Origin of the sequence: Aestuariivirga sp. (assembly GCF_044238155.1) — a bacterium.
Taxonomy (GTDB): Bacteria; Pseudomonadota; Alphaproteobacteria; order Rhizobiales; family Aestuariivirgaceae; genus Aestuariivirga.
This window is the reverse complement of sequence record NZ_JBIIDX010000028.1, coordinates 1-24,366: the sequence shown is the minus strand read 5'-3', so window position 1 is coordinate 24,366 and position 24,366 is coordinate 1. Positions and strand designations below refer to the sequence as shown.

General features: G+C 62.8%; 22 protein-coding genes. 9 read left to right on the top strand and 13 right to left on the bottom strand.

Going from position 1 to position 24,366, the window contains the following annotated elements:
• A partial coding sequence (locus ACILRN_RS04705; RefSeq protein WP_395686035.1) for a succinylglutamate desuccinylase/aspartoacylase family protein occupies nucleotides 1-989 on the top strand: 989 nt, incomplete at its 5' end.
• 86 nt (nucleotides 990-1,075) lie between these two features.
• Here the strand turns inward: ACILRN_RS04705 and ACILRN_RS04700 are convergent.
• Complete coding sequence (locus ACILRN_RS04700) at nucleotides 1,076-2,521, bottom strand: helicase HerA-like domain-containing protein (RefSeq protein ID WP_395686034.1); 1,446 nt, start codon at nucleotides 2,519-2,521, stop codon at nucleotides 1,076-1,078.
• 66 nt (nucleotides 2,522-2,587) lie between these two features.
• Here ACILRN_RS04700 and ACILRN_RS04695 point away from each other — a divergent pair, with 66 nt between their 5' ends.
• From ACILRN_RS04695 to ACILRN_RS04680, 4 genes are read left to right on the top strand one after another with little or no spacing between them, the layout of a single operon-like run.
• Entirely contained in the window at nucleotides 2,588-3,007 is a 420-nt protein-coding gene (locus ACILRN_RS04695; RefSeq protein WP_395686033.1) for a DUF2267 domain-containing protein, read from the top strand.
• 53 nt (nucleotides 3,008-3,060) lie between these two features.
• Nucleotides 3,061-3,777 (top strand): ABC transporter ATP-binding protein, encoded by a 717-nt coding sequence (locus ACILRN_RS04690; RefSeq protein WP_395686031.1) that lies wholly within the window; start codon nucleotides 3,061-3,063, stop codon nucleotides 3,775-3,777.
• Nucleotides 3,777-6,137: an ABC transporter permease gene (locus tag ACILRN_RS04685; RefSeq protein WP_395686030.1), complete on the top strand. Its 2,361-nt coding sequence runs from the start codon at nucleotides 3,777-3,779 to the stop codon at nucleotides 6,135-6,137. The genes ACILRN_RS04690 and ACILRN_RS04685 overlap by 1 nt, the downstream gene beginning before the upstream one ends.
• Before the next feature lies 1 nt (nucleotide 6,138).
• The gene (locus ACILRN_RS04680) at nucleotides 6,139-7,323 is read left to right on the top strand and encodes an efflux RND transporter periplasmic adaptor subunit (RefSeq protein WP_395686028.1); all 1,185 of its coding nucleotides are present in this window, start codon (nucleotides 6,139-6,141) and stop codon (nucleotides 7,321-7,323) included.
• 34 nt (nucleotides 7,324-7,357) lie between these two features.
• Here ACILRN_RS04680 and ACILRN_RS04675 read toward each other — a convergent pair whose 3' ends face one another.
• Genes ACILRN_RS04675 through ACILRN_RS04665 form a run of 3 tightly spaced genes read right to left on the bottom strand, consistent with a single transcriptional unit; the run spans nucleotide 7,358 to nucleotide 10,086 of the window.
• Nucleotides 7,358-7,732: an STAS domain-containing protein gene (locus tag ACILRN_RS04675; RefSeq protein WP_395686036.1), complete on the bottom strand. Its 375-nt coding sequence runs from the start codon at nucleotides 7,730-7,732 to the stop codon at nucleotides 7,358-7,360.
• A 30-nt stretch (nucleotides 7,733-7,762) separates the two neighbouring features.
• Nucleotides 7,763-9,373 carry a Na/Pi symporter gene (locus ACILRN_RS04670; RefSeq protein WP_395686026.1) on the bottom strand — a complete coding sequence of 537 codons (1,611 nt, stop codon included), beginning with the start codon at nucleotides 9,371-9,373 and terminating at the stop codon, nucleotides 7,763-7,765.
• Nucleotides 9,374-9,378: 5 nt separating this feature from the next.
• A complete protein-coding gene (locus ACILRN_RS04665) occupies nucleotides 9,379-10,086 on the bottom strand; it encodes a hypothetical protein (RefSeq protein WP_395686024.1) in 708 nt (235 codons plus the stop codon).
• Nucleotides 10,087-10,353: 267 nt separating this feature from the next.
• Between ACILRN_RS04665 and ACILRN_RS04660 the strand changes: the two genes are divergently transcribed.
• Both ACILRN_RS04660 and scpA read left to right on the top strand, forming a co-directional pair.
• Nucleotides 10,354-11,553: a methylmalonyl-CoA mutase family protein gene (locus ACILRN_RS04660; RefSeq protein WP_395686022.1), complete on the top strand. Its 1,200-nt coding sequence runs from the start codon at nucleotides 10,354-10,356 to the stop codon at nucleotides 11,551-11,553.
• Nucleotides 11,550-13,700 carry a methylmalonyl-CoA mutase gene (scpA, locus tag ACILRN_RS04655; RefSeq protein WP_395686020.1) on the top strand — a complete coding sequence of 717 codons (2,151 nt, stop codon included), beginning with the start codon at nucleotides 11,550-11,552 and terminating at the stop codon, nucleotides 13,698-13,700. The genes ACILRN_RS04660 and scpA overlap by 4 nt, the downstream gene beginning before the upstream one ends.
• 23 nt (nucleotides 13,701-13,723) lie before the next feature.
• On the opposite strand, the gene ACILRN_RS04650 is transcribed toward scpA, so the two are convergent.
• Together ACILRN_RS04650 and ACILRN_RS04645 are read right to left on the bottom strand one after the other, a co-directional pair.
• A complete protein-coding gene (locus ACILRN_RS04650) occupies nucleotides 13,724-14,701 on the bottom strand; it encodes an asparaginase (protein WP_395686019.1) in 978 nt (325 codons plus the stop codon).
• Entirely contained in the window at nucleotides 14,698-15,924 is a 1,227-nt protein-coding gene (locus ACILRN_RS04645; protein ID WP_395686017.1) for an MFS transporter, read from the bottom strand. The genes ACILRN_RS04650 and ACILRN_RS04645 overlap by 4 nt, the downstream gene beginning before the upstream one ends.
• A 112-nt stretch (nucleotides 15,925-16,036) precedes the next feature.
• Here ACILRN_RS04645 and ACILRN_RS04640 point away from each other — a divergent pair, with 112 nt between their 5' ends.
• Nucleotides 16,037-16,774, top strand: coding sequence for a type 1 glutamine amidotransferase (locus ACILRN_RS04640; protein ID WP_395686015.1), 738 nt, complete (start codon nucleotides 16,037-16,039; stop codon nucleotides 16,772-16,774).
• 98 nt (nucleotides 16,775-16,872) lie between these two features.
• Entirely contained in the window at nucleotides 16,873-17,358 is a 486-nt protein-coding gene (locus ACILRN_RS04635) for an Lrp/AsnC family transcriptional regulator (RefSeq protein WP_395686014.1), read from the top strand.
• 10 nt (nucleotides 17,359-17,368) lie between these two features.
• On the opposite strand, the gene ACILRN_RS04630 is transcribed toward ACILRN_RS04635, so the two are convergent.
• From ACILRN_RS04630 to ACILRN_RS04600, 7 genes are all read right to left on the bottom strand, one after another.
• Nucleotides 17,369-18,646: an APC family permease gene (locus tag ACILRN_RS04630; RefSeq protein ID WP_395686012.1), complete on the bottom strand. Its 1,278-nt coding sequence runs from the start codon at nucleotides 18,644-18,646 to the stop codon at nucleotides 17,369-17,371.
• Between the two features lie 21 nt (nucleotides 18,647-18,667).
• Nucleotides 18,668-19,018 carry a cupin domain-containing protein gene (locus ACILRN_RS04625; protein ID WP_395686010.1) on the bottom strand — a complete coding sequence of 117 codons (351 nt, stop codon included), beginning with the start codon at nucleotides 19,016-19,018 and terminating at the stop codon, nucleotides 18,668-18,670.
• Between the two features lie 2 nt (nucleotides 19,019-19,020).
• Entirely contained in the window at nucleotides 19,021-19,785 is a 765-nt protein-coding gene (locus tag ACILRN_RS04620) for a YqcI/YcgG family protein (protein ID WP_395686008.1), read from the bottom strand.
• Between the two features lie 403 nt (nucleotides 19,786-20,188).
• On the bottom strand, nucleotides 20,189-20,773 hold the full coding sequence (locus ACILRN_RS04615; RefSeq protein WP_395686006.1) for an amino acid synthesis family protein: 585 nt from the start codon (nucleotides 20,771-20,773) through the stop codon (nucleotides 20,189-20,191).
• On the bottom strand, nucleotides 20,770-21,354 hold the full coding sequence (locus tag ACILRN_RS04610; RefSeq protein ID WP_395686004.1) for an amino acid synthesis family protein: 585 nt from the start codon (nucleotides 21,352-21,354) through the stop codon (nucleotides 20,770-20,772). The genes ACILRN_RS04615 and ACILRN_RS04610 overlap by 4 nt, the downstream gene beginning before the upstream one ends.
• On the bottom strand, nucleotides 21,299-22,198 hold the full coding sequence (locus ACILRN_RS04605; protein WP_395686002.1) for a UPF0280 family protein: 900 nt from the start codon (nucleotides 22,196-22,198) through the stop codon (nucleotides 21,299-21,301). The genes ACILRN_RS04610 and ACILRN_RS04605 overlap by 56 nt, the downstream gene beginning before the upstream one ends.
• A 214-nt stretch (nucleotides 22,199-22,412) precedes the next feature.
• The coding region (locus tag ACILRN_RS04600) for a xanthine dehydrogenase family protein molybdopterin-binding subunit (protein ID WP_395686001.1) at nucleotides 22,413-24,366 on the bottom strand (1,954 nt) is incomplete at its 5' end.

Below are 24,366 nucleotides of genomic sequence, written 5' to 3'. Positions count from 1 at the left end.
CCACCATCGCAGCCGGCACGCGCGCCACCATCGATCTTCCCGTCAGCATGCTGTCAAACCACACCCATGTGACGCTTCCCGTCCATGTGGTGCATGGCGAACTGGCTGGGCCGGTGATGTTTCTCACCGGCGCCATTCATGGCGACGAGATCCAGGGTGTCGAGATCATCCGCCGTATCCTCAATCATCCGGCGCTCATGACCCTCAAGGGTACGCTGCTCGCAGTGCCCATCGTCAACAGTTTCGGTTTTCTCAACCACACCCGCTACATGCCCGACCGGCGTGACCTCAACCGCTGCTTTCCCGGATCGGATCGCGGCTCGCTGGCAAGCCTGGTGGCAGACATTCTGTTTCGTGAAGTGGTGCTCAAGAGCCAGTTCGGCATCGACTTCCACACCGCTGCCCTGCACCGCTCCAATCTGCCACAGGTCAGGCTGGCGCCCGGAGAGCCGGACCTCCTGCGCATGGCCCAGGCCTTTGCGCCACCCGTCATCCTGATTTCCAAGCTCAGGGAGAAATCACTGCGGCTTTCGGCTTCCGAGGCCGGCGTCAAGGTGCTGCTCTACGAGGGCGGAGAGGCGCTGCGTTTCGACGAGGTTGCAATCGAGGCGGCGGTCAAGGGCTCGCTGCGCGTAATGGCGCATCTCGGCATGACGGCAGAGGCGCCTCCGAAGCCGGCCGGCGAAACGGTGTTTTCGGACACGAGCGCGTGGGTCCGCTCGCCCGAAAGCGGCATACTTCATACCACACGGCGTATTGGCGACCGGGTGGGCAAGCGCGAGGTGGTGGGAGTCGTCGCCGACCCGCTGGGATCACATTCCGTACCGCTCGTTGCGGAAGGCGACGGCATTATCGTCGGCCGGACCAACCTGCCGATCCTCAATCGTGGCGATGCGGTATTTCACATTGCGCGGGCGCAGCCGCTGGCCAGCATCCGCCGTCATCCTGAAGGCGCAGCCGCGCTGGCCGATGAGGACGAGATCATCTGAGCCTCGGCAGCCGTGATGCTTTCGAGCATGTTCTGCTCAGGCTGCTGTGACCGAACGGCGCTGCCTCAATGAGGCCGGTTCTTGCCCTAGCGCCGCGACAGGCCGCCAAGGATGCCGCGGATGATCATGTTGCCGATCTGGCGGCCAGCCGAACTCGCGAGGTTCTTCACGAAACGCTCGCTTGCCGTCTCGCGCGTCGAGGCCCGGACCGACCTTGCGGGACGCACAGCTGGCGCGGTCTCGCTTTCGGCTGCAGCGGCGGCGCGCCGCGCCAGGATCTCATAGGCTGACTCGCGGTCCCGGACGTCTTCATAGGTTCCGCGCAGAGGCGAGCCTGCGATGAGGGCGCGGCGCTCCTCAGGCAAGACCGGGCCCAGCCGGCTGGAGGGTGGGCGGATCATGGTCCGCTCCACCATGGTCGGAACGCCCTTCGCGTCCAGCACTGAAACCAGCGCCTCGCCCTTGGCAAGTTCGGTGATGGCCTGCTCGGTCTTGAATGCCGGATTTGGGCGGAAGGTGGAGGCCGCCGTCTGCACCGCCTTCTGCTCGCGCGGGGTATAGGCCCTGAGCGCATGCTGCACCCGGTTTCCCATCTGGGCCAGTACGGTTTCTGGAATGTCGAGCGGGTTCTGCGTCACGAAATAGATGCCCACGCCCTTGGAGCGGATCAGCTTGACCGTCTGCTCGATCTTCTGGACGAGGGCAGGCGGCGCGTCGGCAAAGAGCAGATGTGCCTCGTCGAAGAAGAACACCAGCTTCGGCTTTTCGGCATCGCCCACTTCAGGCAGTTCCTCGAAGAGCTCCGACATCATCCAGAGCAGGAACGTGGCATAGAGCTGGGGTGAACTGATCAACTTGTCGGCGGCCAGTACATTCATGTAGCCACGGCCATCAGCTGCGGTCCGCATGATGTCGCGGATGTCGAGGGCGGGCTCGCCGAAGAACCGGTCGCCGCCCTGCTCCTCAAGCACCACCAGGCGGCGCTGGATGGCGCCGATGGTGGCGGGGGCGAGATTTCCATATTCGGTGGTCAGGGTCTTGCCGCGCTGGCCCAGGTCCTTCAGCAGGGCGCGCAGATCCTTGAGATCGAGAAGCGCGAGCCCCTCCTCGTCGGCAAGCCGGAAGGCGATGTTGAGTGCCCCCTCCTGCGCGTCCGACAAGCCCATCAGCCGCGACAGCATCAGAGGCCCCATCTCCGAGATTGTGGTCCGCACGGGGTGGCCCTGCTCGCCGAAGACATCCCAGAACATCGTGGGAGTTGCCACCATGCGATAGTCGTCATAGCCCATCTGACGGGCCCGCTCGGCAAGCACCTCCTGCGGTGTGCCCGCCATGGCAATGCCGGACAGGTCACCCTTCACATCCGCCGCGAAAACCGGAACGCCAGCTGCGCTGAAACCCTCGGCCAGAATCTGCAGGCTCACTGTCTTGCCGGTGCCGGTTGCGCCGGTGATCAGCCCGTGGCGGTTCGCCATGGCAAGCATAAGCTCCTCGCGCTTGGTGCTCTGACCCAAGAAGATCCCATCCGGCATGCCGCCCGCTCCAGCTTTGTGATCGCGTCCAGATCGCTTTCTTGCTATACCTGCGCCAGGAGCGCAATGCGGGGAACGAAGATGGGCAGCATGCAGGAACTGATCGGCCGGATCACCGCCGCCACTGGCCTGCCTGCGGAAAAGGCTGAACGCGCACTGGGGATCGTGCTCAACCTCATCCAGACCCAGGGCAATCAGAACAAGGTGCAGGAGCTCTTCGACAAGCTGCCGGGCGCCGCCGAACTCGCCCGCCAGCAAGGTGGCGATGGCGCGGGGCGCGGAGGCGGCGGGCTGCTTGGCATGCTGGCTGGCGGCATGATGGGCGGGCCGTTGGCGGCAATCTCGAAACTCACGGCGGTCGGCCTGTCGATGGACCAGATCAAGTCGCTGGGCGTGGCCACGCTCGACTACGCCCGAGAAAAGGCGGGGCCACAGCTCGTCAAGGATGTAGCGGGCTCAATTCCCGGCCTGTCCGGTTATGCCTGAGGCTTGACGGGGGTCAATTCAAGGCCGCGCCGATGCAATTAAGGACATGAGGCATGGACCACCCCGCCCCGCCTGTCTTCCGTGTCAAGGACCTGAGAAAGATCTACCGTTCCGGCGAGGTAGAGGTGCAGGCGTTGCGTGGCGTCGATTTCGAGGCGAGCGCCGGCGACTTCATCGTGATCCTGGGGCCATCCGGCTCGGGCAAATCGACCTTTCTGAACATCATCGGCGGACTTGACCGGGCAACCTCGGGCGAGGCCTGGTTTCTCGATCATGACCTCGGCCATGCCAGCGAGGCGGGTCTCACCCGCTACCGGCGCGACCATGTGGGCTTCATCTTCCAGTTCTACAACCTGGTGCCGAGCCTCACCGCCTTCGAGAACGTGAAGCTGGTGACGGAGATTGCCCGCAACCCGATGGATCCTGCCCAAGCCCTGGCGCTCGTAGGCCTTGAGGAGCGAATGGACCATTTCCCCGCCCAGCTCTCAGGCGGCGAGCAGCAGCGGGTGGCAATCGCACGCGCCATCGCCAAGCAGCCCGACGTGCTGCTCTGCGACGAGCCAACCGGCGCGCTCGATTCAAGAACCGGGGTGAAGGTGCTGGAGGCCTTGACCACAGTGAGCGCCAGGACCGGCGCAACCACACTCGTCATCACCCATAATGCGGCGATTGCCGATATCGCCGACCGCGTGGTGCACTTCGCCGATGGCATGATCGCCTCGGAAACACGAAATGCCAGCCGCAAGCCGGCAAGCGCGGTGAGCTGGTAATGCGCGCCCTCGATATCAAGCTGATGCGAGACCTCAAGCGGCTGTGGGCGCAGGCGCTGGCCATCGCGCTGGTCATGGCGGCCGGCGTGGCCACGCTGATCCTCGGCGTGGGCGCCTACGATTCGCTCTCGACGACGCGGGAGCGCTACTACGATGCCAACGGTTTCGCCGACATCTTCGTGAGCCTGACCCGCGCCCCTAACAGCCTGAGGGCCGATCTGGCAGCAATCGACGGCGTGGCCGCCGCGGAGACGAGGGTTGAAAAAATCGCACTCGCCGATCTTCCCGGCATGCCAGAGCCAGCCTCGGTCCTGCTGGTATCGCTGCCGGAGACACATGTTGCAGCCCTCAACCGGCTTCACCTGCGGTCAGGACGGCTTCCCGAGCCCGGCTTGGACGAGGCCGTTGCAAGCGCTGGTTTTGCTGTCGCCCATGGCCTCAGCGAAGGCAGTACACTGCGTGTCCTGATCAATGGCCGGCAGCGGGACGTCAGGTTGAGCGGCACTGCTCTCTCGCCCGAATTCATCTATGCCCTCGGCCCGGGCGCCCTCATGCCGGATGACCGTCGCTTTGGCATAGTGTGGATGCCGGAGAGCCTGCTGGCACCGGCCTACGATCTCGATGGCGCGTTCAATCAGGCTGCGGTGCGGCTGGTCCGGGGCGTCAATCCGGAAAAGGTGATCACGGCACTGGACCGGCTTCTGGCCCGCTATGGCGGGCGTGGCGCCTATCCCCGCAAGGACCAGCTTTCGCACGCCTTCCTCGATGCCGAGTTGCGCCAGCTTCGCACGATGAGCCGCATCCTGCCGCCGATCTTTCTGCTGGTCTCGGCCTTCCTGGTGAACATGACGCTCTCCCGCCTCATCGCGCTTGAACGCGAACAGATCGGGCTGCTCAAGGCGATGGGCTACTCATCGCTGAGCGTGATGCGCCACTACGGTGGCTTCGTGACGCTGATCGCCATAGGCGGCATTGCCATAGGTTTCGTGGCCGGGAGCTGGCTCGGCGCCGGTCTGACCAGGCTCTACGCAGAATTCTTCAGCTTTCCGTTTCTCGTGTTCAGCCGTAATCCGGCAGTCTACGGCATCGCCGCTGGCGCGACCTATGCCGCGGCAATCCTCGGGGCGGTGAAGGCAGTGCGGGAAGTGGCCTGGCTCTCGCCCGCCGTGGCCATGGCGCCGCCTGCCCCGCCGCGCTACCGCAAGGTCCTGGGTGGCATGGCTGATCTCTCGCGCGTCGTCAGGCAGTCAAGCGTCATCGTCGTGCGCCATCTGACCCATTGGCCAGTCCGCACTCTGAGCGGAGTACTGGGCATGGCGATGGCCGTGGCCATCCTGGTGGGATCTTTTTGGTCCTTCGGGTCGATCGAATACATGATCGACGTCACGTTCCGGCGCAGCGACCGGCAGGATGCAACGATCACCTTCACCGACGTGCGGCGCATCGGTGCGCTGTATGAGGCCCGCAGGCTGCCGGGCGTAATGCAGGCCGAGCCGTTCCGCGCCGTTGCCGTCAAGCTCGTTCACGGCACCGCCGAGCGGCGGGTCTCCCTCATCGGCAATGCAGCCGAAGGCCAGCTGTCACGCGTGCTGGATGGCGATCTCCGGCCCGTGACGCTTCCAGACCACGGGATCGTCATCTCGGACGCGCTGGCAGATCTGCTCGAGCTGAAAGTGGGCGACACGGTCACCATCGAGGTGCTGGAGGGGCGACGTCAGACACTCGAGGCGCCGGTCTCGGCGATCATCACCGGGTTCATCGGGCTGACCGCCTACATGAATCTCGACGCCATGAACCGCATGCTGGGCGAGGACCAGGTCATCTCCGGAACCTATCTTTCACTTGACGCGCTCACCCGCGACAAGCTGTTTGCACAGCTGAAGGAGATGCCGGCAGCAAGCTTCATCGCCCTCAGATATGTTGCACTCGCAAAGTTCCGCGAGACACTGGCCCAGAACATCTCCATCATGATCACGGTCTATGCCTCGCTTGCGACCATCATCGCGTTCGGCGTGGTGTATAATTTCGCTCGCATCTCACTTTCGGAGCAGGGACGCGAAATGGCCAGTCTCCGGGTACTCGGCTTCACGCGGGGCGAGGTCTCTGCCCTGCTGTTGGGAGAACTGGCAGTGGTGGCGATCATCGCACAGCCGGTTGGCTGGCTGCTGGGCTATGGGTTTGCCTGGAGCATGGCGCATGGCTTCCGTACCGACCTCTATCGTGTGCCACTGGTGGTGAATCGCGAGGTCTTCGTCTGGGCGAGTCTTATCGTGTTCGCGGCAGCGGCCATATCAGGCCTCGTGGTGCGCCGCCGTATCGACCGGCTGGACATGATCGAAGTGCTGAAGACGAGGGAATGACATGCTGCGCCGCCTGATGATGCTTCTCGTCCTGCTCACCGTGATCGCGGGCCTCGCCTGGGCCTTCTGGCCACGGCCACTGCCGGTCGAGACCGCAGTCATCGAAAACCGTGACATCGTGGTCACCGTTGAGGAAGAAGGAAAGAGTCGTATCCGGGAAATCTTCACGGTCTCTGCTCCGATTGGCGGCCAGACCCTGCGCATCGATCTGCATGCCGGCGATCCGGTGGTCAAGGACGAGACGGTTCTGGCTGCCATCAGGCCGGCCGCGCCGGGCCTGCTTGATGCGCGTCTCAAACGCGTGGCGGAGGCAGCGGCAGCCTCTGCTGAGGCAGGCGTTGGCCTCGCACAGGCGGAGGTCAGGCAGGCGGAAGCGCGGCTAGCCTTCCTGAGGACCGAACTCTCGCGCGCCGAACGCCTCGCGGCCAAGGGCACGATATCCGACAGTGCGCGGGACAAGGCAAGGCTGGAGGCCGAAACCGCCGAGGCCATTCTGGCAAGCGCGCGCTCAGCACTTGCGGTGCGCGAGCGCGAACTTGAGCGCGCCGAAGCCGCACTGATTGAGACCGGCACCGCCGAAGGCCCCTGCTGCACTGAAATCAAGGCTCCGGTCACAGGGAAAATCCTGCGGGTCATGGCCGAGAGCGAACAGGTGGTGCAGGCGGGAACACCGCTGATGGAAATCGGCGATCCGGCAGACCTTGAGATAACCGCCGACATCCTTTCGCGCGATGCGGTGGAGATCAATCCCGGGGCTGCGGCCGAGATCGTCAATTGGGGAGGACCGCCCCTTGCTGCCAAGGTCCGCCGCATAGAGCCATCCGCCGTCACCAAGGTCTCGGCGCTCGGGATCGAGGAACAGCGCGTGCCGGTTATCCTCGACCTTCTCGATCCTCACCAGGCAAAGCAGCTGGGCGATGGCTTCCGCGTCATCGTTCGGGTCGCGGTCTGGACCGGAAAGGACAGGGTATCCGTGCCAATCGCAGCGCTGTTCCGGCGGGGAGCAGCATGGACTGTCTACCGGCTTGATGGGGGCCGGGCCGTTCTGCAGACGGTCGAGATCGGCCGGCGCAACGACGACGTGGCCGAAGTGACGGAAGGGTTGAGCGCGGGCGACGTGGTGATCCTTCACCCCTCAGACCAACTGTCCGATGGGGTCAGGGTAGCGCCCCTCGCAGCCGATTAGAGTGATCGGGACCGGGCAGGCCTCCCGGCCAGCATCAGAATTGATTGACGAGGGCGTGCGCTGCTTCCTTGTCCTCGACCATGTTCAGGTGATCGGTGAGATTGGCAACAACGAGAATTTCATTGGCCGCAGCCTCGCTGGGCCGCACGGTTACGAATTCGACGCCGCGCTGGCGAAACTGCTTGATCGTGGAGACGAGAAGCCGAATGCCCATGGACGAGATGTAGATCACATCCTGCAGGTCTATGATCGCCTTGTCGCCGTTCTTAGTCAGCGCGCCGGCCTTTGCAGCAAACCCAACTTCCACTTTCGCCACAGCGGGCGTGTCCAGACGGCCTTCGAGCTTCAAGGTTTTGACGGTCATCGAGATGTCCTCCACTTGATTACCAATGACGCAAGCCGCCGCCATGCGCAAGGCAGGACAGCGGTGCCAGCAGCCTCATACACGCGCTGATCCATCGGGCATAAGCCCACCCTGATCAGCGGAGATTTCACGGACCAGCCAGATCATGCGCTCAAACAGGCCAGTCGCGACAAACAGTGATTCCCGATTGGCATTCGACACCGTGTCATGCTTCACGATCTCACCCCGGAAACGGGTCATGATGTCACCGCGGTCGCGGGTGAGCCGCTCCAGTGTTTCGGCATCGTGCTCGCCATTGGCTCGGTCGGCCATGAGGCTGAGCAGAAAATGAAGCGTCTCGGTCATGGACCTCTGCATCGCCAACTCGTGGGGTGCGGGGTCCTTCAGGCCCTCGAGTTCGTCGACATAGCCGTGCAGGGTGTCAATGAGCGACTGCAGCTGCCCGTTGTAGCGCTGAAGAAGCAGAAGTCCCCCGACATCGGCATTCTGCGGATGGCTCTTGACTGCAAGGCTGATGAAGCTCTCGATCTGTGCGGCGAGGTCCAACGCGAGGTGGTGGCGCTGCTTGTTGTCGAGAGTGACCTCGCCGCCCTCCTCCTCAGGCCGGAGCGGCGCAAGTGCGACTGGCATGAGTCCGACGAGGCGGGCATATTCCCGCCGCGCAAGCATGAGGGCCGTTTCGGGGTCCTCTGCTGCCTCGTCAATCAGGAACTCAGGCTCATATTGCTGCTTTTCCCTGTCGAACGGGACGATGCCGCTCAGAAAGCCCAGAAGCGGCCGCTGCAGCAGAGTGGCCAGAGATGCGCCGGCGACATTGAGCGCAAGATAGGTGCAGGCAATGATCAGCGGAACAGACATGCCGGTTGAAACAGGATCGGGAAAACGTCCGGCCGCTGAAACGATCATCACCGGAATGAGAATGACGAGGGATCCAAGCCCCTTGACGATGGCTTGCCACACCGCGAGTTGACGCGGCAGGCCGGTGAGGTGAGAGGAGGCGACCACAACGCTGAGGCCGGAACCAAGATTCGAGCCGCAGACAATCACCAGGGCGCTCTGCAGCGGCAGCAGGCCCGCAGCACCGAGCGCAACGGCAATGATCGACACGGTCGAGGACGACTGCATCACGAGGGTAATGACCAGACCAATCAGGAAACCGTAGATCCACGATGTGGATGAAAAGATGAAGAATTCCTGCGCCCATGCATTCTGCTGGAGGTTCTGTCCGGTTTCCTTGACCATCGCCAGGCCCAGCAGCGTCAGTCCAATCGCGATCAGGACCTCGGCACTGCGGCGGCCTGCTTCGTGGCGGTGGACGGCGGCAAGATAGGAAATTGCAACGAGGGCCAGGGCGCCAAACGCTGCCAGTCGCAGGTCAATCGATGCGAGGAACACCAGAACAGCCGTGCCAACACCCGTCCAGGCAGTTATCGAAAGAGCAGCCGGAAAGGTAATGGCCCGAGAGTTGAGAAGACCCATGCAGACAAAGGCAGCCGCACTCGTGCTCTGCGTGACAGCCCCCAGCAGAATGCCCATGACCGGGCCGGACAGGGGAAGTTTCGATATTCTCCGGAGGGCGGTTCGAACATGGCGCGCCGTGAGGGCGCGGACCGCCTCAGACAGCATGTGGAGGCCCGCAAGAAAAAAACCAAGGCCGGCAAGGGCTGCAACTGCGCCTGACATCATACCGGTCAGCCCCGCGTGGCCCGCAGCGTGCTGGCAAGGACATAGGCTGTGATTGCGAGGCTCAGCCCGATGATGCCCACGATGAACCAGCGCAGGCTCGCATAGCGATCCTGCATGCTGACGAACAGGGCTGCTCTGCGCTCGTCGGCAATCGCGGCGATGTCTTGCGACAATTTGCCAATGCCAGCTTCAAGGGCACGGTCAGCGCCCCGCACCGTCTTGTCGATGAGGCTCGCCATCTCGGGGGTGATGGTTCTGGACGTACCGCGCTCTTCGGCAAGAGCGGCCTCGTAACGCGCCGTGAGGGCAGCATGGTCAAGGCTCAGGCTGTCAGCCTGTTCGGCATAGGTTGTGAGCTTGAGCCTGAGAGCTCTGCTGGAAACCTTTGCAAGGCCGTCCCGAGTCAGCTGGGCGTGATTGCGAAACGAGGCAAAATGCTTTTCAAGCAGGGCGCCCTCATCTCCGCGGAGCAGAATGTTCTTCCATTCCTGGATTTGAACCTTGAAGTTTACCTGTGAATCGAGCGCGGCCCGCGACAGATCCTGCAATTCGGCAGTTTCGGATGTGCCACGCGTCCAGGCCCGATCGATCGACCAGATTGAAAACAGCGAGAACAGCCCGATGACCGCGACGAGAGCGATCATGGTAAACGCCGATGTGGTGATTGAGCGTCGGAGTTCGATCTTGCCATGAAGGTTTCGACTGTCGGCCATGACTGACTCTTTTCTGAAATAATCGGTTGGTGGACCCGGCATATGACGGTTGGATGACAGCCTGCCACGTCCTGCATCAGGGTCTGGAGCGTCGACACCGTACCTCGATACGCGCCGAAGCCGTTATCGTCCAGCGTTCTGGCACTTCATTTTCTATTTCTGATTGAACCCCATGATGGACCCGGCATTTCAGACCATCCAAAGGGTGGTTTGCGGCAGGCCGGCCTATTCGCTAGTAATTTTTCAACTGCAAGAGATTGGACAGTCATGAGCGAGCTGACGCTGGCCGGGGAATTTCCGGGCCTGACCCAAGGCGACTGGATCAAGCGCGTGGAGGCCGTTCTAAAGGGGGCGTCTTTCGACGCGACACTGGTGCGCCACACGGCCGAGGCCATCCGGCTGCAGCCTCTCTATGGCCAGCTTCAGGCCGCGCGCGCCGCAAGGCCGCTGCAGTCAGCCTGGACACTTTTCCAGCGGATAGACCATCCTGATCCAGTACGCGCCAATGCCCAGGCCCTCGAAGACCTCGAGAATGGTGCAACCGGACTGGTGCTGGTTAGCGATGACACGGCCAGCGCCCGGGGATTTGGCCTCAATACCGCGCGCCTTGCCCGCGTCCTCCAGGGGGTCCACCTGCATGCGGTGTGGCTCAGGGTTGAGGGTGGAACATCCATGGCCCTGGCGACATTGATCGCCGATCAGCCAATCGACCCTGAGCGCCTTAACATCAGTTTCGCCGCAACCGAGCCCGCCGATGCCGCCGAACTTGCCCGTCTCGGCTATACCGGGCCCTACATGGAGGCAGACGGCCGCAGCTTCCATGAGCAAGGCGCCAGCGATGCCCAGGAGCTGGGCGCAACCCTTGCCACCGCCGTCGCAACCTTGCGCCGCCTTGATACGCTGAACGACATGCATCTGGTGCGCGCAGTGGGCATGACGCTGGCAGCGCACCAGGACATGTTCGCGACGCTGGCCAAGTTCCGAGCCGCGCGGCTGCTCTGGGCCCGGGTGCTGGATGCGGCCGGCCTTCCTGATGCACCCCTCAGGCTGCATGCCGAAACATCCTGGAGGATGATGGCAAAGCTCGACCCGCACACCAACATCCTGCGTGCGACGGCGGCAGTATTCGGCGCGGGGCTTGGCGGAGCTGACTCGATCACCGTGCTGCCCTTCTCTCTTGCCCAGGGCCTGCCCAATGCCTTTGCACGGCGAGTGGCGCGGAACCTGCAAAGTGTGCTGCTGGAGGAAGCCAACCTGTGGCGGGTTGCCGACCCGGCCTCCGGGGCCGGCTATGTCGAAACCTATACCCAAAGCCTGTGCCAGGCGGCGTGGACCGTATTCCGGAATGCCGAATCCGGAAACTGGCCAGCGCCAGATCGCGCGTCCCCGCATGGCCTGCCGGTGATTGGCACCACGGCCTATCAGCTGAAGCAGGAATATGCCGCAGAGATCGAGGCGGCACCATGAGGCGGATTCCAGACTTTACCGGCATTCCCTTCGTGGCCTCACCGGTCGAGGGACTGCCCGGTCATGACTGGACGACGCCTGAGGGCATACGGGTGAAGGGGGCCTACCGGCCCGAGGACATGGCAGGCATCGACTTTCTGACCACCTGGCCCGGACTGCCACCGTTTTTGCGCGGCCCCTATCCCACCATGTACACCACCCAGCCCTGGACGATCCGGCAGTATGCAGGTTTCTCCACCGCGGAGGAGTCGAACGCCTTCTACCGGCGCAACCTCGCAGCCGGGCAGATGGGACTGTCCATCGCCTTCGATCTCGCCACTCACCGTGGCTACGACTCCGATCATCCAAGGGTGGCCGGTGACGTGGGCATGGCGGGCGTGGCAATCGACTCGATCTATGACATGCGCACGCTGTTCGAGGGCATTCCACTCGACAAGATGACGGTGTCGATGACCATGAACGGCGCAGTTCTGCCGGTGATGGCGCTCTTCATCGTGGCTGGCGAAGAGCAGGGCGTGCCGCCTGAGAAGCTTGCCGGGACCATCCAGAACGACATTCTGAAGGAGTTCATGGTCCGCAATACCTTCATCTATCCACCCAATGCATCGATGCGCATCGTGTCCGACATCTTCCGATACACATCGGCCCATATGCCGAAGTTCAATTCGATCTCGATCTCCGGCTATCACATGCAGGAAGCCGGTGCGACCGCCGACCTCGAACTCGCCTACACGCTGGCCGACGGACTTGAATATGTGCGTGCCGGTGTGGAAGCCGGACTGGCAATCGACCAGTTCGCGCCGCGACTGTCCTTCTTCTGGGCGATCGGCATGAACTTCTTCATGGAGGTCGCCAAGATGCGCGCGGCCCGGATGATCTGGGCCAAACTCATCAAGCAATTCAAACCGGCCGACGAGCGTTCGCTGTCGCTTCGTACCCATTGCCAGACGTCAGGCTGGAGTCTTGCTGCCCAGGACGTGTTCAACAACGTGACCCGCACATGCATCGAGGCCATGGCGGCCACCCAGGGCGGCACACAGTCGCTGCACACCAATTCGCTCGACGAGGCTCTCGCACTGCCCACCGATTTCTCGGCGCGCATTGCGCGCAACACTCAGCTGTTCCTGCAGCAGGAGGCCGGCACCTGCAACGTCATCGATCCCTGGGGGGGCAGCTATTTTGTAGAGCGCCTCACCGCCGATCTCGCCGCCAAGGCCTGGGCCCATATCGGGGAAATCGAGGCGATGGGCGGCATGGCCAAGGCGATCGAGGCCGGAATACCCAAGGCGCGGATCGAGGAGGCCGCGGCACGCACCCAGGCGCGCATCGATTCCGGAGAGCAGGCAGTGATCGGCGTCAACAGGTATCAGGTGGCAGGCGATGCGGTGATCGACATTCTGAAGGTAGACAATTCGGCCGTGCGCGCCCAGCAGATCGAAAAACTGAAGCGCCTCAGAGCAGAGCGCAACGAGACCGAGACACAGGCCACGCTGGCAAGGCTGACGGCCGTGGCGCAGTCCGGCGAGGGCAACCTGCTGGCCGCCGCAGTTGACGCCGCACGCGCCAAGGCCACGGTGGGCGAAATCTCTCTGGCGCTTGAGCGTGTGTTCAACCGTCATACGCCGGCAATCCGGGCCGTGAGGGGCATCTATGCCGCCACGCCTAAGGATCAGCACAAGATCGAGCGCGTGAAGCATGCCATCGCCGCCTTCCGTGAGGCCGATGGCCAGGCACCAAAGATCCTCGTCGCAAAAGTTGGACAGGACGGACACGATCGTGGCCAGAAGGTGATTGCCTCGGCTTTCACAGACATGGGCTTCGATGTCACCATCGGGCCGCTCTTTGCCACCCCCGAGGAGGTGGCACGGCAGGCCGTGGCGCAAGGCGTGCATGCAGTAGGCGTCTCGACCCTGACTGCAGGCCATCTCACGCTGGTGCCACTGCTCAAGGCTGCGCTCGATGAGGCCGGGCGGTCCGAGATCATGATCGTCGTCGGGGGCGTTATTCCTCCGGAAGACGTGCAGAGGCTTCTGGACATGGGGGCTGCCGCTGTCTTTCCCCCCGGAACAGTGATCCCTGACGCCGCCCTGGAGCTGCTCGACCGCCTGAACTTGAAGCTGGGCTACGCCCAGAAGGCGGCAGGATAGCTGAAAGGGGCGAAAGCACCGTTCTAGAGCAGGACGCCTCTTACCTCACCCACCTCTATCTTCCGCCAGTTGACGAGACCATGGTGACTGAAGCGCGCGAGCTGGGCGCGTTCCTCCGGGGTCCAGACATCCAGTCCGGCAAGGACCGAGGCGATGCCGACCTCGGCGGCGCGCGATGCGCCATCGTCGATCTTGAGGGCAAGGCCGAGGCCGGCGTGCGGAATGGCGGCGCAGTAGACCCCCTCTGCCCCGGTCTTGACGAAGACGCGCGGGACCGCCTCCATGAGGAGCGTGTCGAAGTCTCCCGAGCCGGCAACCATGAAGGGATGGGCGCGCACGGCTTCAATGATACGGCGCGCGGCAGTATTGTCCGCATCCGAGAAGCGAGCGAAACCAAGTGCCAGGTTTTGCAGCGGAATGGCCCAAGTGGGAACCGAGCAGCCGTCAATGCCCACGGGTTGCCCGTCAAGGTCAACGCTGCATATCTCTCCCATGCGGCGCGCGATCAGGCGCTGCACCGGATGCGCCGGATCGGCATAGCCATGCGGATCAGCGCCAAGGTGGCGGGCCAGCGCAAGCATGCCGGCATGCTTGCCCGAGCAGTTGTTGTGGACGGACAGAGAAGTGCCACCACCCCTGATCAACTCCAGCCGCGTAGCTTCGTGCAACGGCCAGTGGGCGCCACACTCATAGAGCGGCTCGGCATTGCCAGCCTTTGCGAGGAGCGACTGTGCCACGCGTACGTGAGAAGCTTCACCATTGTGCGAAGAACAGCAGAGCGCGATCTCCTCCTGAGTGAAGCCGAAGCGGTCGGCTGCGCCGCTCTCGATCAGGGGAAGGCACTGAAAGGCCTTCACGGCTGAACGGGGATAGATGGCGGCGGCGACATCGCCCTCGGCTGCCACGACCTGGCCTTCGCCATTGACCACGGCATAGGACCCTGTGTGACGGCTTTCCACGATGCTGCCACGCGTGACTTCGGCGATCATCGGATTGCTCATGGCGGCGCCTTCTCCCTGTGTGGTGGCGATGCCCAATACCACAGAAATGCCAGAAGCTGTGCGGCAAGACACAGGCCAAGCGCCCAGCTGTACCCCTCTGGGCTGTAACCGCGAGAGGTTGCGGGAAACAGGCCGATGATGAACCCCACCAGATATTGCGACAGAAAGGCACATAGAAACAAGGCGAAGTTGAGCGTGGCATTGGCACGGCCGGCAAGCTCTCTGCCAATGCGGGCCGCAAACCACGGGAAGGCCAGAACCGCCACCTGCCCGAAGGCTGCCACCACCAGCCACGCCGGAAACATCACCTGCTCGAGCCTCAGCACGATGACGGCCTGTGCAATGAAATAGAGCAGGTTGAAGCCCAGCATCACCTGCAGGGGGCCGATGCCGCGCCGTCCGAGCCTGTCTGCGATGACGCCCACCGAGAGAATGCCGATCATGAAGGCGACGGCCATGTAGAGCAGATGGCGCGCCACCTCCTCGCGCGAAAAGCCCGTCACGTCGCGCAGCCAGGGGCCTGCCCACAACGTCTGGATGCCGATCTGCACGCCCGAGGTCAGGCCCAGCAACGGCGCGATACGCCAGAACAGCGGCGTCTTCAGGATCGCCAGCATCTGGAGAACTTGCAGCCGCAGTGGCGCTGGCGCGGTGTTGGTGTCACGCCGCGGCGCCGCTGCAAGGATCAGCAGCGCGGCCAGCAGGATCACCACGCCGAAGACCAGAAAGGCCTGCCGCCAGCCGATGAGGGCCACGAGATATTCGGTGGGTTCCGTGGCAACGACCACACCGAGCGCACCTGCCGACATGATGGCCGTGTTGGCCAGCGAGCGGCGCTCCAGCGGCACCCACGTGGCGGAGGACTTGTAGCTCGCCATCAACCCGGCCGAGAAGCCCAATCCGATCACCGCGCGCGCCGCGAACAGCCCGAGGAAGTCCGGCGCCAGGGCAAAACCGAAGCAGCCAAGCGCCGCGATGCCGAGAAGCCCCGCCTGCACCTTTCGCGGTCCATAGCGGTCAAGCAGGACACCAAGCGGCAGTTGGAACAGCGCGAAGGCTGCGAGATAGGCCGCCGTAAGCAACCCGAGCTCGCCTGGCGACAGCCCAAAGTCGCGCACCAGGTCGGGGGCGACCACGGCATTCACCGCGCGCAGCAGATAGGACATCAAATAGCCAGCGGCGAAGGGGAGCAGCGCCGTGAAGAGGATTCGCGCCGGTGTCATGGCCACGCCACTGTGTTCGCAATTGCCTGACAAAGCAATGCGGATCAAAATCGGGTCTTGTGATTCGCGCAGAATAAAGTAAGTGCGTCGTGAATTTCACCGGGGCTCATCGATGATCAGACGCGCTCTTGCTTTCCAGCACATGGATGACGAACCTCCCGGCCTGTTTGGCCGCTTCCTCGCCGAGGCGGGGGTGGCACTCGACGTGGTCATGCTGCACAGGGGTGAAGCGATACCCTCGCTCGCCCCTTATGATTTTCTGCTGGTGATGGGCGGAGCCATGGATGTATGGGAAACCGATGCCCACCCATGGCTGGCGCATGAGGTGGCGGCGATCAGCGAGTGGACGGTGAACCGCAACCGGCCGTTCATGGGGGTTTGCCTCGGCCTGCAGCTGCTCGCCAAGGCGCTGGGCGGCGAGGTCGGGCTGGGGCGGGCGCCGGAAGTGGGTTTCGGCAAGGTCGAACTCAATGCTCTGGGCGCGAGCCACCCGATGATGCGCGGGCTTCCCACCGCCTTCAAGATGATGCAGTGGCACCACGCCGAAGTGACGAAGCTGCCGGCGGGTGCGGAAGTGCTGGCCTCGTCCCCGGTGAGCCATGTACAGATCATGTCGGTTGGCCGCGAGATCCTCGCCACCCAGTTCCATGGTGAACTGACCCCGGCGCTGATCGAGCGTTGGGCCCACATACCGCAATATATCTCCTGGCTGGAAGACGCCCTCGGTCCAGATGCCTATGAGCGCGTCCGCGCCCAGTCGAGGCCCCAGATGCCGAAGATCGAGCGCCTGAGCCGCACCATGTTCCAGAACCTGACCGCCAACCGAAGGCTGCTCAGCGCCGCGGCATGACGGCGACGAAATCGTAGTTTATGAACTTGGCTGCTGGGGCCGGCCGTCTATTGTGCGAGACGGGTCTGGTTCATGGCTCATTGCAGGACTGACGGATAATGGAAGCAGACGAGAAACGCGTCAAAACTGCCCATCGAATAACCCAGGCTGACCGAACGCTTCTTGGCCTGTTGAAGCAAGACAGCTGGCGTACAATTTCAGAACTTGCCGCCATAACAGGCATCTCTCGCACATCGGTGAAGAACCGCATTGATCTCATGCGGGACAGAGGCATCATCAAGCGGTTTACCATAGATATCGGCAGTGAAGACAAGGTTGACAGAGACTGCGGTAGCGCTTTCTTTCTCATTCGGCTGAAACGCCCAGTCTGCAGATCAGTCCACGCCTCGATTAAGGGTTGGCCGGAGCTTATCGGATGTTGGTCTATATCCGGCGACCTTGACATGATCGTGCTGGTCAGCGCTTCGTCGAACGCCGAAATCGAGCGCATACGCGAGAAGCTCTCCCGCCACCCCGCCATCAAGAGCATGCAAACTCTGGCGATCCTGCGTGACTGGGCTGGCAGCATGAGTGGGCCCGCCTAGGGACTTCGTTCTATCTTGGAGAGACTGGCCTTCTGCCGTGCATCCCATTGTTCATCAATTCGACAGCAGCAGCCGCTACCAAAAGACCTATCGGGTAAATCGTCATTTGCCCCTGGATAACAAGCAATCCGACAACAATAAGTATCACCAGGATGCCAAGCGCCCTCTCAAACCATGAGCGCGCGAGCAAAGTCAGGGCTGCCGCAGCAACAGCGTAAAGAATAAGGAAGTTCTGACCCGCAAGCGCGATCATTGTTTCAAGACCAAGTCCAACCACGCCGTCCGCGATCAGAACGACGATGAGAGCCACGACCGTACAGATCACTGCTGCCACAGGACGGCCCCCACTGGCTGCCGCGAGGACGCGCGGGAGGCCACCATCTCGTCCGAGACTAAAGATCAAACGGGACACGCCCCAGACGGCGCCCGAGAGATTGGCGAAGACCAGAAGCGCCGCGGCGGCGGCGACGGCGGCAGCACCGCCGTTTCCAAGAAAGGGTTTGACGATGGCGACGAACGGGGCTTCGTAAAGGCCAGACAAATCGGAGTTCTGCGCAACATAGGCTATGGCGAGGTAGAGCGCTGCGGCCATCACAAATGATGACACCATGGCGAGAGGATAATCTCTGCTAGGATTGCGGAATTCTTCAGCGACGCCTGCTCCAACCTCCCAGCCCGTGAACGCGAAGAAGAGCATCATGAAAGGAGAAAGCACGAACCCCACGTACGCAGCCGAAACGACCGGCACGTGGCCCATAGCATGACCTGGCTTCAAACCCGCCCATCCGGCTATGAGGAACAAAACGATCACAGCAAGTACCGACGATGCGATCCACGCCATTGCCTTTGATGCTCCTTCTCCGGGCAGCAGGTTGGGCAGCACGGCAGCCATCAATATCACCAAGGCATAGACGTGGGCATTTCCACCGAGCTGGCTTGCCAAGTAGTGGCCGCCGGTCAGTGCGATAGACGGAAGGCCAAAGACGACAGCGCCCAACAGCAGGAGCGCGGAAACGCGTGCCCCAAAGGAGCCAAATGCGCGGCGCGCATATGCCGCAATGCCGCCAGCGTCCGGATAACGGCATCCAAGAATGATAAAGACCGCCAGAAGCGGGATCGCGGCAACTGCGCAAATAGCCCAGGCTGCGAAGGCGTTTTCACCAACCATCTTGATGGCAAGGCCCGGCAATGTGAGCAGACCAGCGCCTATGACGATGTTCAAGAGCAGCGAAGCACCGCGGAAAACACCCAGAGATTTGGTCAGTGAGGATGCGGGCTGGCCAGTCATTTGCTCGTTCCTGTTATACAGCTATCTGGTCCCTTGCGGGTCCTGACCGAACCATAGACTTAGCTCTTTCCCAACGTCACGGAAGGCGATCATGTAAGTCGCACCATCGTCCAGCGCTACCGACCCGTGACGCGTACCGGCAGGCAGCGAGATCGCATCACCCGGGCCACACTCGGCAGCGCCTTCATCCCAGTAGAAGCGAAGTGATCCATGAAGGACTACGATTGTCTCATTGGTTGCGTGCTGGTGCCAGGAATGCTCTTTGCCAGGCATGTCACGCTGAATTTCGACGCACCCCTGTTCAGGCAACGACTTCAGGACAATTGATCTTATGTCGGATGGACTCAGCTTTGCACGATAGATGGCAACCATTGTCACTTGCTCCTTTCGACTCCCAGTCTATGAAATGGACAATCCACGGCCTCATTCACGTCACGGAGAAAATATTGAGCAAACTCCCGATTACCTGAGTCGCCATAACGTCCCAGTGCAGGCGATGGCGCAAGGAAGTCATACCGGCGTAACCGATCACGTACCTTGCGAAATGCGCGTTCGGCGGATACTTCATTGTCCAGGATGCTGTCGAAGACCCATCGCGGCTGAAAAGTGATCATGAAACTCGACGCCCTACGACTCTGACGGCTAACATGCGCTGGCGTATTGCAAACAACAAATATGGGTTCTCCGGCGAAACAGAATTCCCAACGCGGGTTATCCAACTCCTCTGGTATCGCAATTGGCCACGGTCGATGATCTTCCACCGCGAGATCACACAGGAGTCGCCAAAACCTTCGTTCGTAAGCTTCAAGCGGCTCGACCTGTCCCGGCCGACTGAATATGACGAGCGAGGTATTGGGGCCAAACCCCCGGCTTTCTGAGAGATATGGCCCAAGAACTGCAGCTACATTGCGTGCATTCAGCGGGTCGAGGAACGAATAGCGCAACTGATCTGCCCGAAAACCGGCCACTCCGAATATGCAAGGGAAGCTACGTGTTTCGCTGAGCAAATTGGCTTCGAACTCCCTAAAAAGAATGCGTTGCCAGTCCGTCGGATTGAAAGCACGATCAACGCCCACTCTATTCATGAAAGAGGGTGACGTTTCTTTCGCAAGACCGGCTTCAGAGTATTGGATATTCATCGTCCCTCCGCTGCTGGTTTCTTTCCCTACGTCAATTACGATTTCAAAATGTCAATTGGTTCCTGCCAAAATGAAAAATTTGGGCACAATGACGCCATTCGTTCATCCGGCGGATCACAGGCTTCAGCAGAAGATGATCACTACGACAGTGCTCTCGCTCGCTGACGGAGCATTGCGCCCCGGAGCCAAACTCAGGACGAAACAGGCCAGCTCTTCCGCTCCAATTGCACAGAGCTCTGGCCGAGTGTGCATCTTGGTGCGTACAGTCCTTCAGGAGAGTCGTTGGCTACGGCGAGAACATCGCTCACTCGGCAAGGCCTCGTAAGAAATCTGGCCCGGCCGAACCATCAAACGCCGCCAAGGCGCGACAGGCGCCGGCCCCTGGGGTTCGGTAGCAGCGCAATCACCTGAGCCCGTCCTCGCCCTTGATTTCCGAAACCTTGAGGCCGCCGACGCGTGGCAGGGGCCGCCCGCCCGTGGTCACCGCAACGGCGACCACGATCTCATTGGCGCGCGGCGCATCGGTGACGCGCACCTCCATGCCGTCGAAATGGCTCCGCACGAAGGCTGCGTCCTTGTGGCCCAGCGGAATGTCGAGCACCACGCCCAAGCCGCCGCGCTTCTTGGAGGACGGGATCAGCGCCGCGCCCTTGCCCAGCACATTGCGGAAGGGTGCGCCCAGCTTCGGGTGCAGAATGGCGGCGGCATGTTCGAGCTCGCCATTCTCGCCCACCGCGGCCGCCTTGCCGTAGCTCTCGACCTTGTCACCCGGAATGGCCAGCGCGGCGACGGCGCGTTCGGCCAGAAGGCCGCCCAGCTCCTCGCCGACCTCGATCAGCTCCGACAGGTCTTCCTGATAGGTTCCAGCAAAAGGATTGGCGATGACCGCAATCGCCGCCGCGCGGCGAACCGGCGGAGACACGTCCCGCCCCTGCTCGTTCAGCGTTTCGTCAACCACCGTCATGAGTTTGCGGATCTTCGCCTTCATCTCAGTCCGTCCTCTCCCTTGATGTCCCTGGCGGCGAGCCCGCCAGCGCGGGCATGCACCCTGGCACCCGTCGTCATCACCAGCGCTACCACAATTTCATTCGCCTTCGGCGCATCAGGGATGCCCACCTCGATGGCGTCAAAATGGCTGCGCACATAGGAAGCGTTGACATGGGTCACCGGAATATCGAGCCGTGTACCGGGTCCGCCCACCTTCTTGGTTGACGGCACGATGGCCTTGGCGCCGCCCAGCACGTCGCGCATCGCATAGCCGCCCGGCGCATGCCAGAGTGCGGCATGCTCAAGCTCCCCTGCTTCGCCGACAATCGCGCCCTTGCCATAGCCTTCGATGGCCGTCGGGTCGCCGCCCAGAGCCGCCAGCAGCTTCTGCGCCATCAGGAGGCCCAGCGGCTTTAGATCATCCATGAACGGCTGGATGTCCGCATGATAGGCGCCCGCATAGGGGTTTTCGATCACCGCCAGCACCGCGCCCCGGCGCGGCGGCGCCGCCGAAACAGGCCCGCCCTCATGATGGATTTCCTCCACCGATACGAGAAACTTCCTCACCTTGACGTCCGGCATCACCCCTCCCCAGACCCTGACCGACCATGCGCGTCTCTCCCGCCAGATGCAGCGCCGCGGCAACGATGTGGCCCTCGGCCATCAGCCTCTCCGCGAAGGCTACACCAGCGGCGAGGGCGGCGGCAATTTCATTCGGCTGCAAGGATCCGACGCCGCGGGTAACCGGCCTCGCCCCAAGGTCGTTGTCCGGCTGAATGTCACGCGCCGCAACCCTGGTGACCGCCGGATGACCCGGCAGATCGACTGCATTGGCGATCAGCGTCGCCGCCGCATCGGCCAGGCTGGCCCGCGCCGCCAGCACGGTGACGGCATCGGCGATGCCGAGCGAAAACGACCGCCCCCGCCAGCCGCTGGTGGCGATACCGCGCACCGGGTCTTCGGCAAGCAGCTGGGCCGTTGCGAACAGCGCCGGCTGATCCGGACGGCTGACAAGGCCGATGTCATAGGTCATGCCAGAGGCCAGATGGATGGCGATATCGCCGCCATTGTTGACGAAGGCACGGTCAAGAGGCGCTGCCGCACACATGGCCGCCAAAACCTCCTCGGCCACCGAGCCGGCCACCGCCGCCATTGGGGTGATGAACACCTCCGCCGCGAAAGGCAGTGTCGCCGCCCACATGCGCCGCGCGACTATGCCCGAGGGCTCCCTATCGCTTTCACGCCTAAGCAGCGGAAGCTCACCACATAATTCATCGAGCACCGTCGCGAAGCGCCGCTCCGCAGCATCGTAAGCGCGCGCCACGGCTTCGGCTTCGCCATCGGCCCCGATGATCAGATCGATCGGGCCATCATGAAGGTGCAGCCTGCGCCCATCGGGAAGCAGTCCGGCCTGCATGCGGCTCATGCCAGAGCAACCCGCTGTGAACTGAACGCGCCCGCTCTTGTCCTCTCCCGCGAAGCGGGAGAGGAAGGGGCCCCAACGAAGTTGAGGGAGGTGAGGGCACGGACAGGCGTAAGGAATAGTTTCCCCTCATCTCCCCGTTGCGTTCCGCAACGGGTCCCTTCTTCTCCCGCGAGCGGGAGAAGACATAAGGGCCATGACGGACAGAACAGCAAGTTCACTTCATTGCCCGAGGCTCCGGTCGCGCGGCCCGGATGGCGGCCAGCACGCGTTCGGGCGTGGCAGGCGTGCGGGTGAGCCTTGCGCCGGTGGCGTGATGGATGGCGTTGAGGATGGCGGGCGCGGTGGGAATGAGCGCCTGCTCGCCGATGCCCTTGGCCCCGAACGGCCCCACCGATGACGCGCGCTCCACCAGAATGGACTGGATCGGCGGCACATCGCCGATGGTGGGGATCAGATAGTCATGCAGGTTCTCGCCGCGGCCCGGCGTGAACTCCTCCATCAGCGCCATACCGATTCCCTGGGCAACACCGCCCTCGATCTGGCCTTCGACCAGAACCGGGTTGATGGCGCGGCCCACATCATGCGCCGCGACGATGCCCAGCACCTTCACCAGGCCGAGGCGTGTATCGACCTCGACATGCGCGAGGTGCGCGCCATAGCCATAGACCGCATAGGGGATGCCCTGGCCATTCGCATCGAGCGGCGCGGTGGGCGGATCAAAGGTTTCCTCCGCACACAGAACATAATCATGAGGCCCCGGCGGCAATGCGGCGAGATCGACGGCGCGGACAACCCCACCGTCATCAACACGAAGCATTCCGCCCGAAAGCTCAAGCCGCGCGCCCTCCCCGGCATTGGCGAGGCGCAGCAGCTGGCGGCGCAGCGCTTGTCCCGCACGCTCGGCCGCCTTGCCGGTGACGAACGTCTGGCGCGAGGCGGAGGTCTTGCCGCAATCGGGCGTGAGATCGGTATCCGGCGATATGAGATCGATCAGCGTCAGCGGCAGGCCCACGGCATCGGCGGCGATCTGCGCGATCACCGTGTTGGAGCCCTGGCCGATGTCGACCGCCCCCTGATGCAGTGCCAGCCGGCCATCCGGCTTGACGCCCAAACGGATGGTCGAGGGGTTGGGAAGCGAGGTATTGCCGCAGCCATAGAACATGCCGGCAACGCCGACCCCGCGTCTCAGTCTGCTGGAGGTGGCATTGAAGGCTTCGGCGGCCTTGCGCAAGGCCTGCCACTGCGGCCGAAGAGCTTCAAGGCAGTCGCGGATGCCAACGCCATCGCCCATCACCTGGCCGGTGACGGTGGGCGTGGTATCGGTGAGCGCATTGCGGATGCGGAATTCCAGCGCGTCGAAGCCCAGCTTTTCCGCCAGCATGTCGAGCATCTGTTCCTGCGCGATCACCGTCTGCGGCACGCCGAAACCGCGGAAGGCACCCGCTGGCACGCAATGGGTGAGAACGGCGCGGGTTCGGGCGCGATAGTTCTGCACCACATAAGGACCGGACGCATGAACCGGCACACGGTTGGCCACCGTTGGACCCCAGGAGGCGTAGGCGCCGGTATTGAAGTCAGACTCGAAATCCATGGCCAGCAGATCGCCCTCCGCCGTCGCTGCCATGCGCGAGCGCATGATCGCCGGGTGGCGCTTGGTGGTCGACTGAATCGATTCAGGCCGCGAGTAGACCATGGCGGCTGGCCGCCCGATGAGCCAGGCGGCGAGCGCCACATAGGGCTGCACCGAGAGATCGAGCTTGGAGCCGAAGCCGCCGCCGCAGGCAGACGGAATGATGCGGATGCTCTCCGGCGGCAGTCCCATGATGGCCGCCGTGTCATCGCGGTCCATGTAGGGCGATTGCGTCGAAGCGGTGATCTCGATGCGATCACCAACCCGCCGCGCCCAGCCTGCTTCAGGTTCGATATAGGCGTGTTCGACGAAGGAGGTTTCAAAGGCCCCTTCCACCATCACGGCGGCGGCGGCGAAACCCTGCTCCACATCGCCGCGCGACACCCGGCCCTTGACGAGGATATTTCCGGGCCGGTTGCCGTGCAGTTGCGGCGCACTACCATCCAGCGCTGCGGCAATGGTGAGCACATGCGGATGTTCCTCCCAGGCAACAGGAAAAGCCGCAAGGTCGAGCGCTTCGACGGCGGCGCGTTCGCCC

What these genes read in the sequence shown, in the direction of transcription:
- ACILRN_RS04675 (WP_395686036.1), bottom strand. Translation starts at nt 7,732, where the DNA reads ATGGCGGCGGCTTGCGTCATTGGTAATCAAGTGGAGGACATCTCGATG.
- ACILRN_RS04635 (WP_395686014.1), top strand. Translation starts at nt 16,873, where the DNA reads ATGGAAGCAGACGAGAAACGCGTCAAAACTGCCCATCGAATAACCCAG.
- scpA (WP_395686020.1), top strand. Translation starts at nt 11,550, where the DNA reads ATGAGGCGGATTCCAGACTTTACCGGCATTCCCTTCGTGGCCTCACCG.
- ACILRN_RS04670 (WP_395686026.1), bottom strand. Translation starts at nt 9,373, where the DNA reads ATGATGTCAGGCGCAGTTGCAGCCCTTGCCGGCCTTGGTTTTTTTCTT.
- ACILRN_RS04620 (WP_395686008.1), bottom strand. Translation starts at nt 19,785, where the DNA reads ATGAATATCCAATACTCTGAAGCCGGTCTTGCGAAAGAAACGTCACCC.
- ACILRN_RS04645 (WP_395686017.1), bottom strand. Translation starts at nt 15,924, where the DNA reads ATGACACCGGCGCGAATCCTCTTCACGGCGCTGCTCCCCTTCGCCGCT.
- ACILRN_RS04630 (WP_395686012.1), bottom strand. Translation starts at nt 18,646, where the DNA reads ATGACTGGCCAGCCCGCATCCTCACTGACCAAATCTCTGGGTGTTTTC.
- ACILRN_RS04700 (WP_395686034.1), bottom strand. Translation starts at nt 2,521, where the DNA reads ATGCCGGATGGGATCTTCTTGGGTCAGAGCACCAAGCGCGAGGAGCTT.
- ACILRN_RS04665 (WP_395686024.1), bottom strand. Translation starts at nt 10,086, where the DNA reads ATGGCCGACAGTCGAAACCTTCATGGCAAGATCGAACTCCGACGCTCA.
- ACILRN_RS04650 (WP_395686019.1), bottom strand. Translation starts at nt 14,701, where the DNA reads ATGAGCAATCCGATGATCGCCGAAGTCACGCGTGGCAGCATCGTGGAA.
- ACILRN_RS04685 (WP_395686030.1), top strand. Translation starts at nt 3,777, where the DNA reads ATGCGCGCCCTCGATATCAAGCTGATGCGAGACCTCAAGCGGCTGTGG.
- ACILRN_RS04610 (WP_395686004.1), bottom strand. Translation starts at nt 21,354, where the DNA reads ATGCCGGACGTCAAGGTGAGGAAGTTTCTCGTATCGGTGGAGGAAATC.
- ACILRN_RS04690 (WP_395686031.1), top strand. Translation starts at nt 3,061, where the DNA reads ATGGACCACCCCGCCCCGCCTGTCTTCCGTGTCAAGGACCTGAGAAAG.
- ACILRN_RS04605 (WP_395686002.1), bottom strand. Translation starts at nt 22,198, where the DNA reads ATGAGCCGCATGCAGGCCGGACTGCTTCCCGATGGGCGCAGGCTGCAC.
- ACILRN_RS04615 (WP_395686006.1), bottom strand. Translation starts at nt 20,773, where the DNA reads ATGAAGGCGAAGATCCGCAAACTCATGACGGTGGTTGACGAAACGCTG.
- ACILRN_RS04695 (WP_395686033.1), top strand. Translation starts at nt 2,588, where the DNA reads ATGCGGGGAACGAAGATGGGCAGCATGCAGGAACTGATCGGCCGGATC.
- ACILRN_RS04625 (WP_395686010.1), bottom strand. Translation starts at nt 19,018, where the DNA reads ATGGTTGCCATCTATCGTGCAAAGCTGAGTCCATCCGACATAAGATCA.
- ACILRN_RS04680 (WP_395686028.1), top strand. Translation starts at nt 6,139, where the DNA reads ATGCTGCGCCGCCTGATGATGCTTCTCGTCCTGCTCACCGTGATCGCG.
- ACILRN_RS04640 (WP_395686015.1), top strand. Translation starts at nt 16,037, where the DNA reads ATGATCAGACGCGCTCTTGCTTTCCAGCACATGGATGACGAACCTCCC.
- ACILRN_RS04660 (WP_395686022.1), top strand. Translation starts at nt 10,354, where the DNA reads ATGAGCGAGCTGACGCTGGCCGGGGAATTTCCGGGCCTGACCCAAGGC.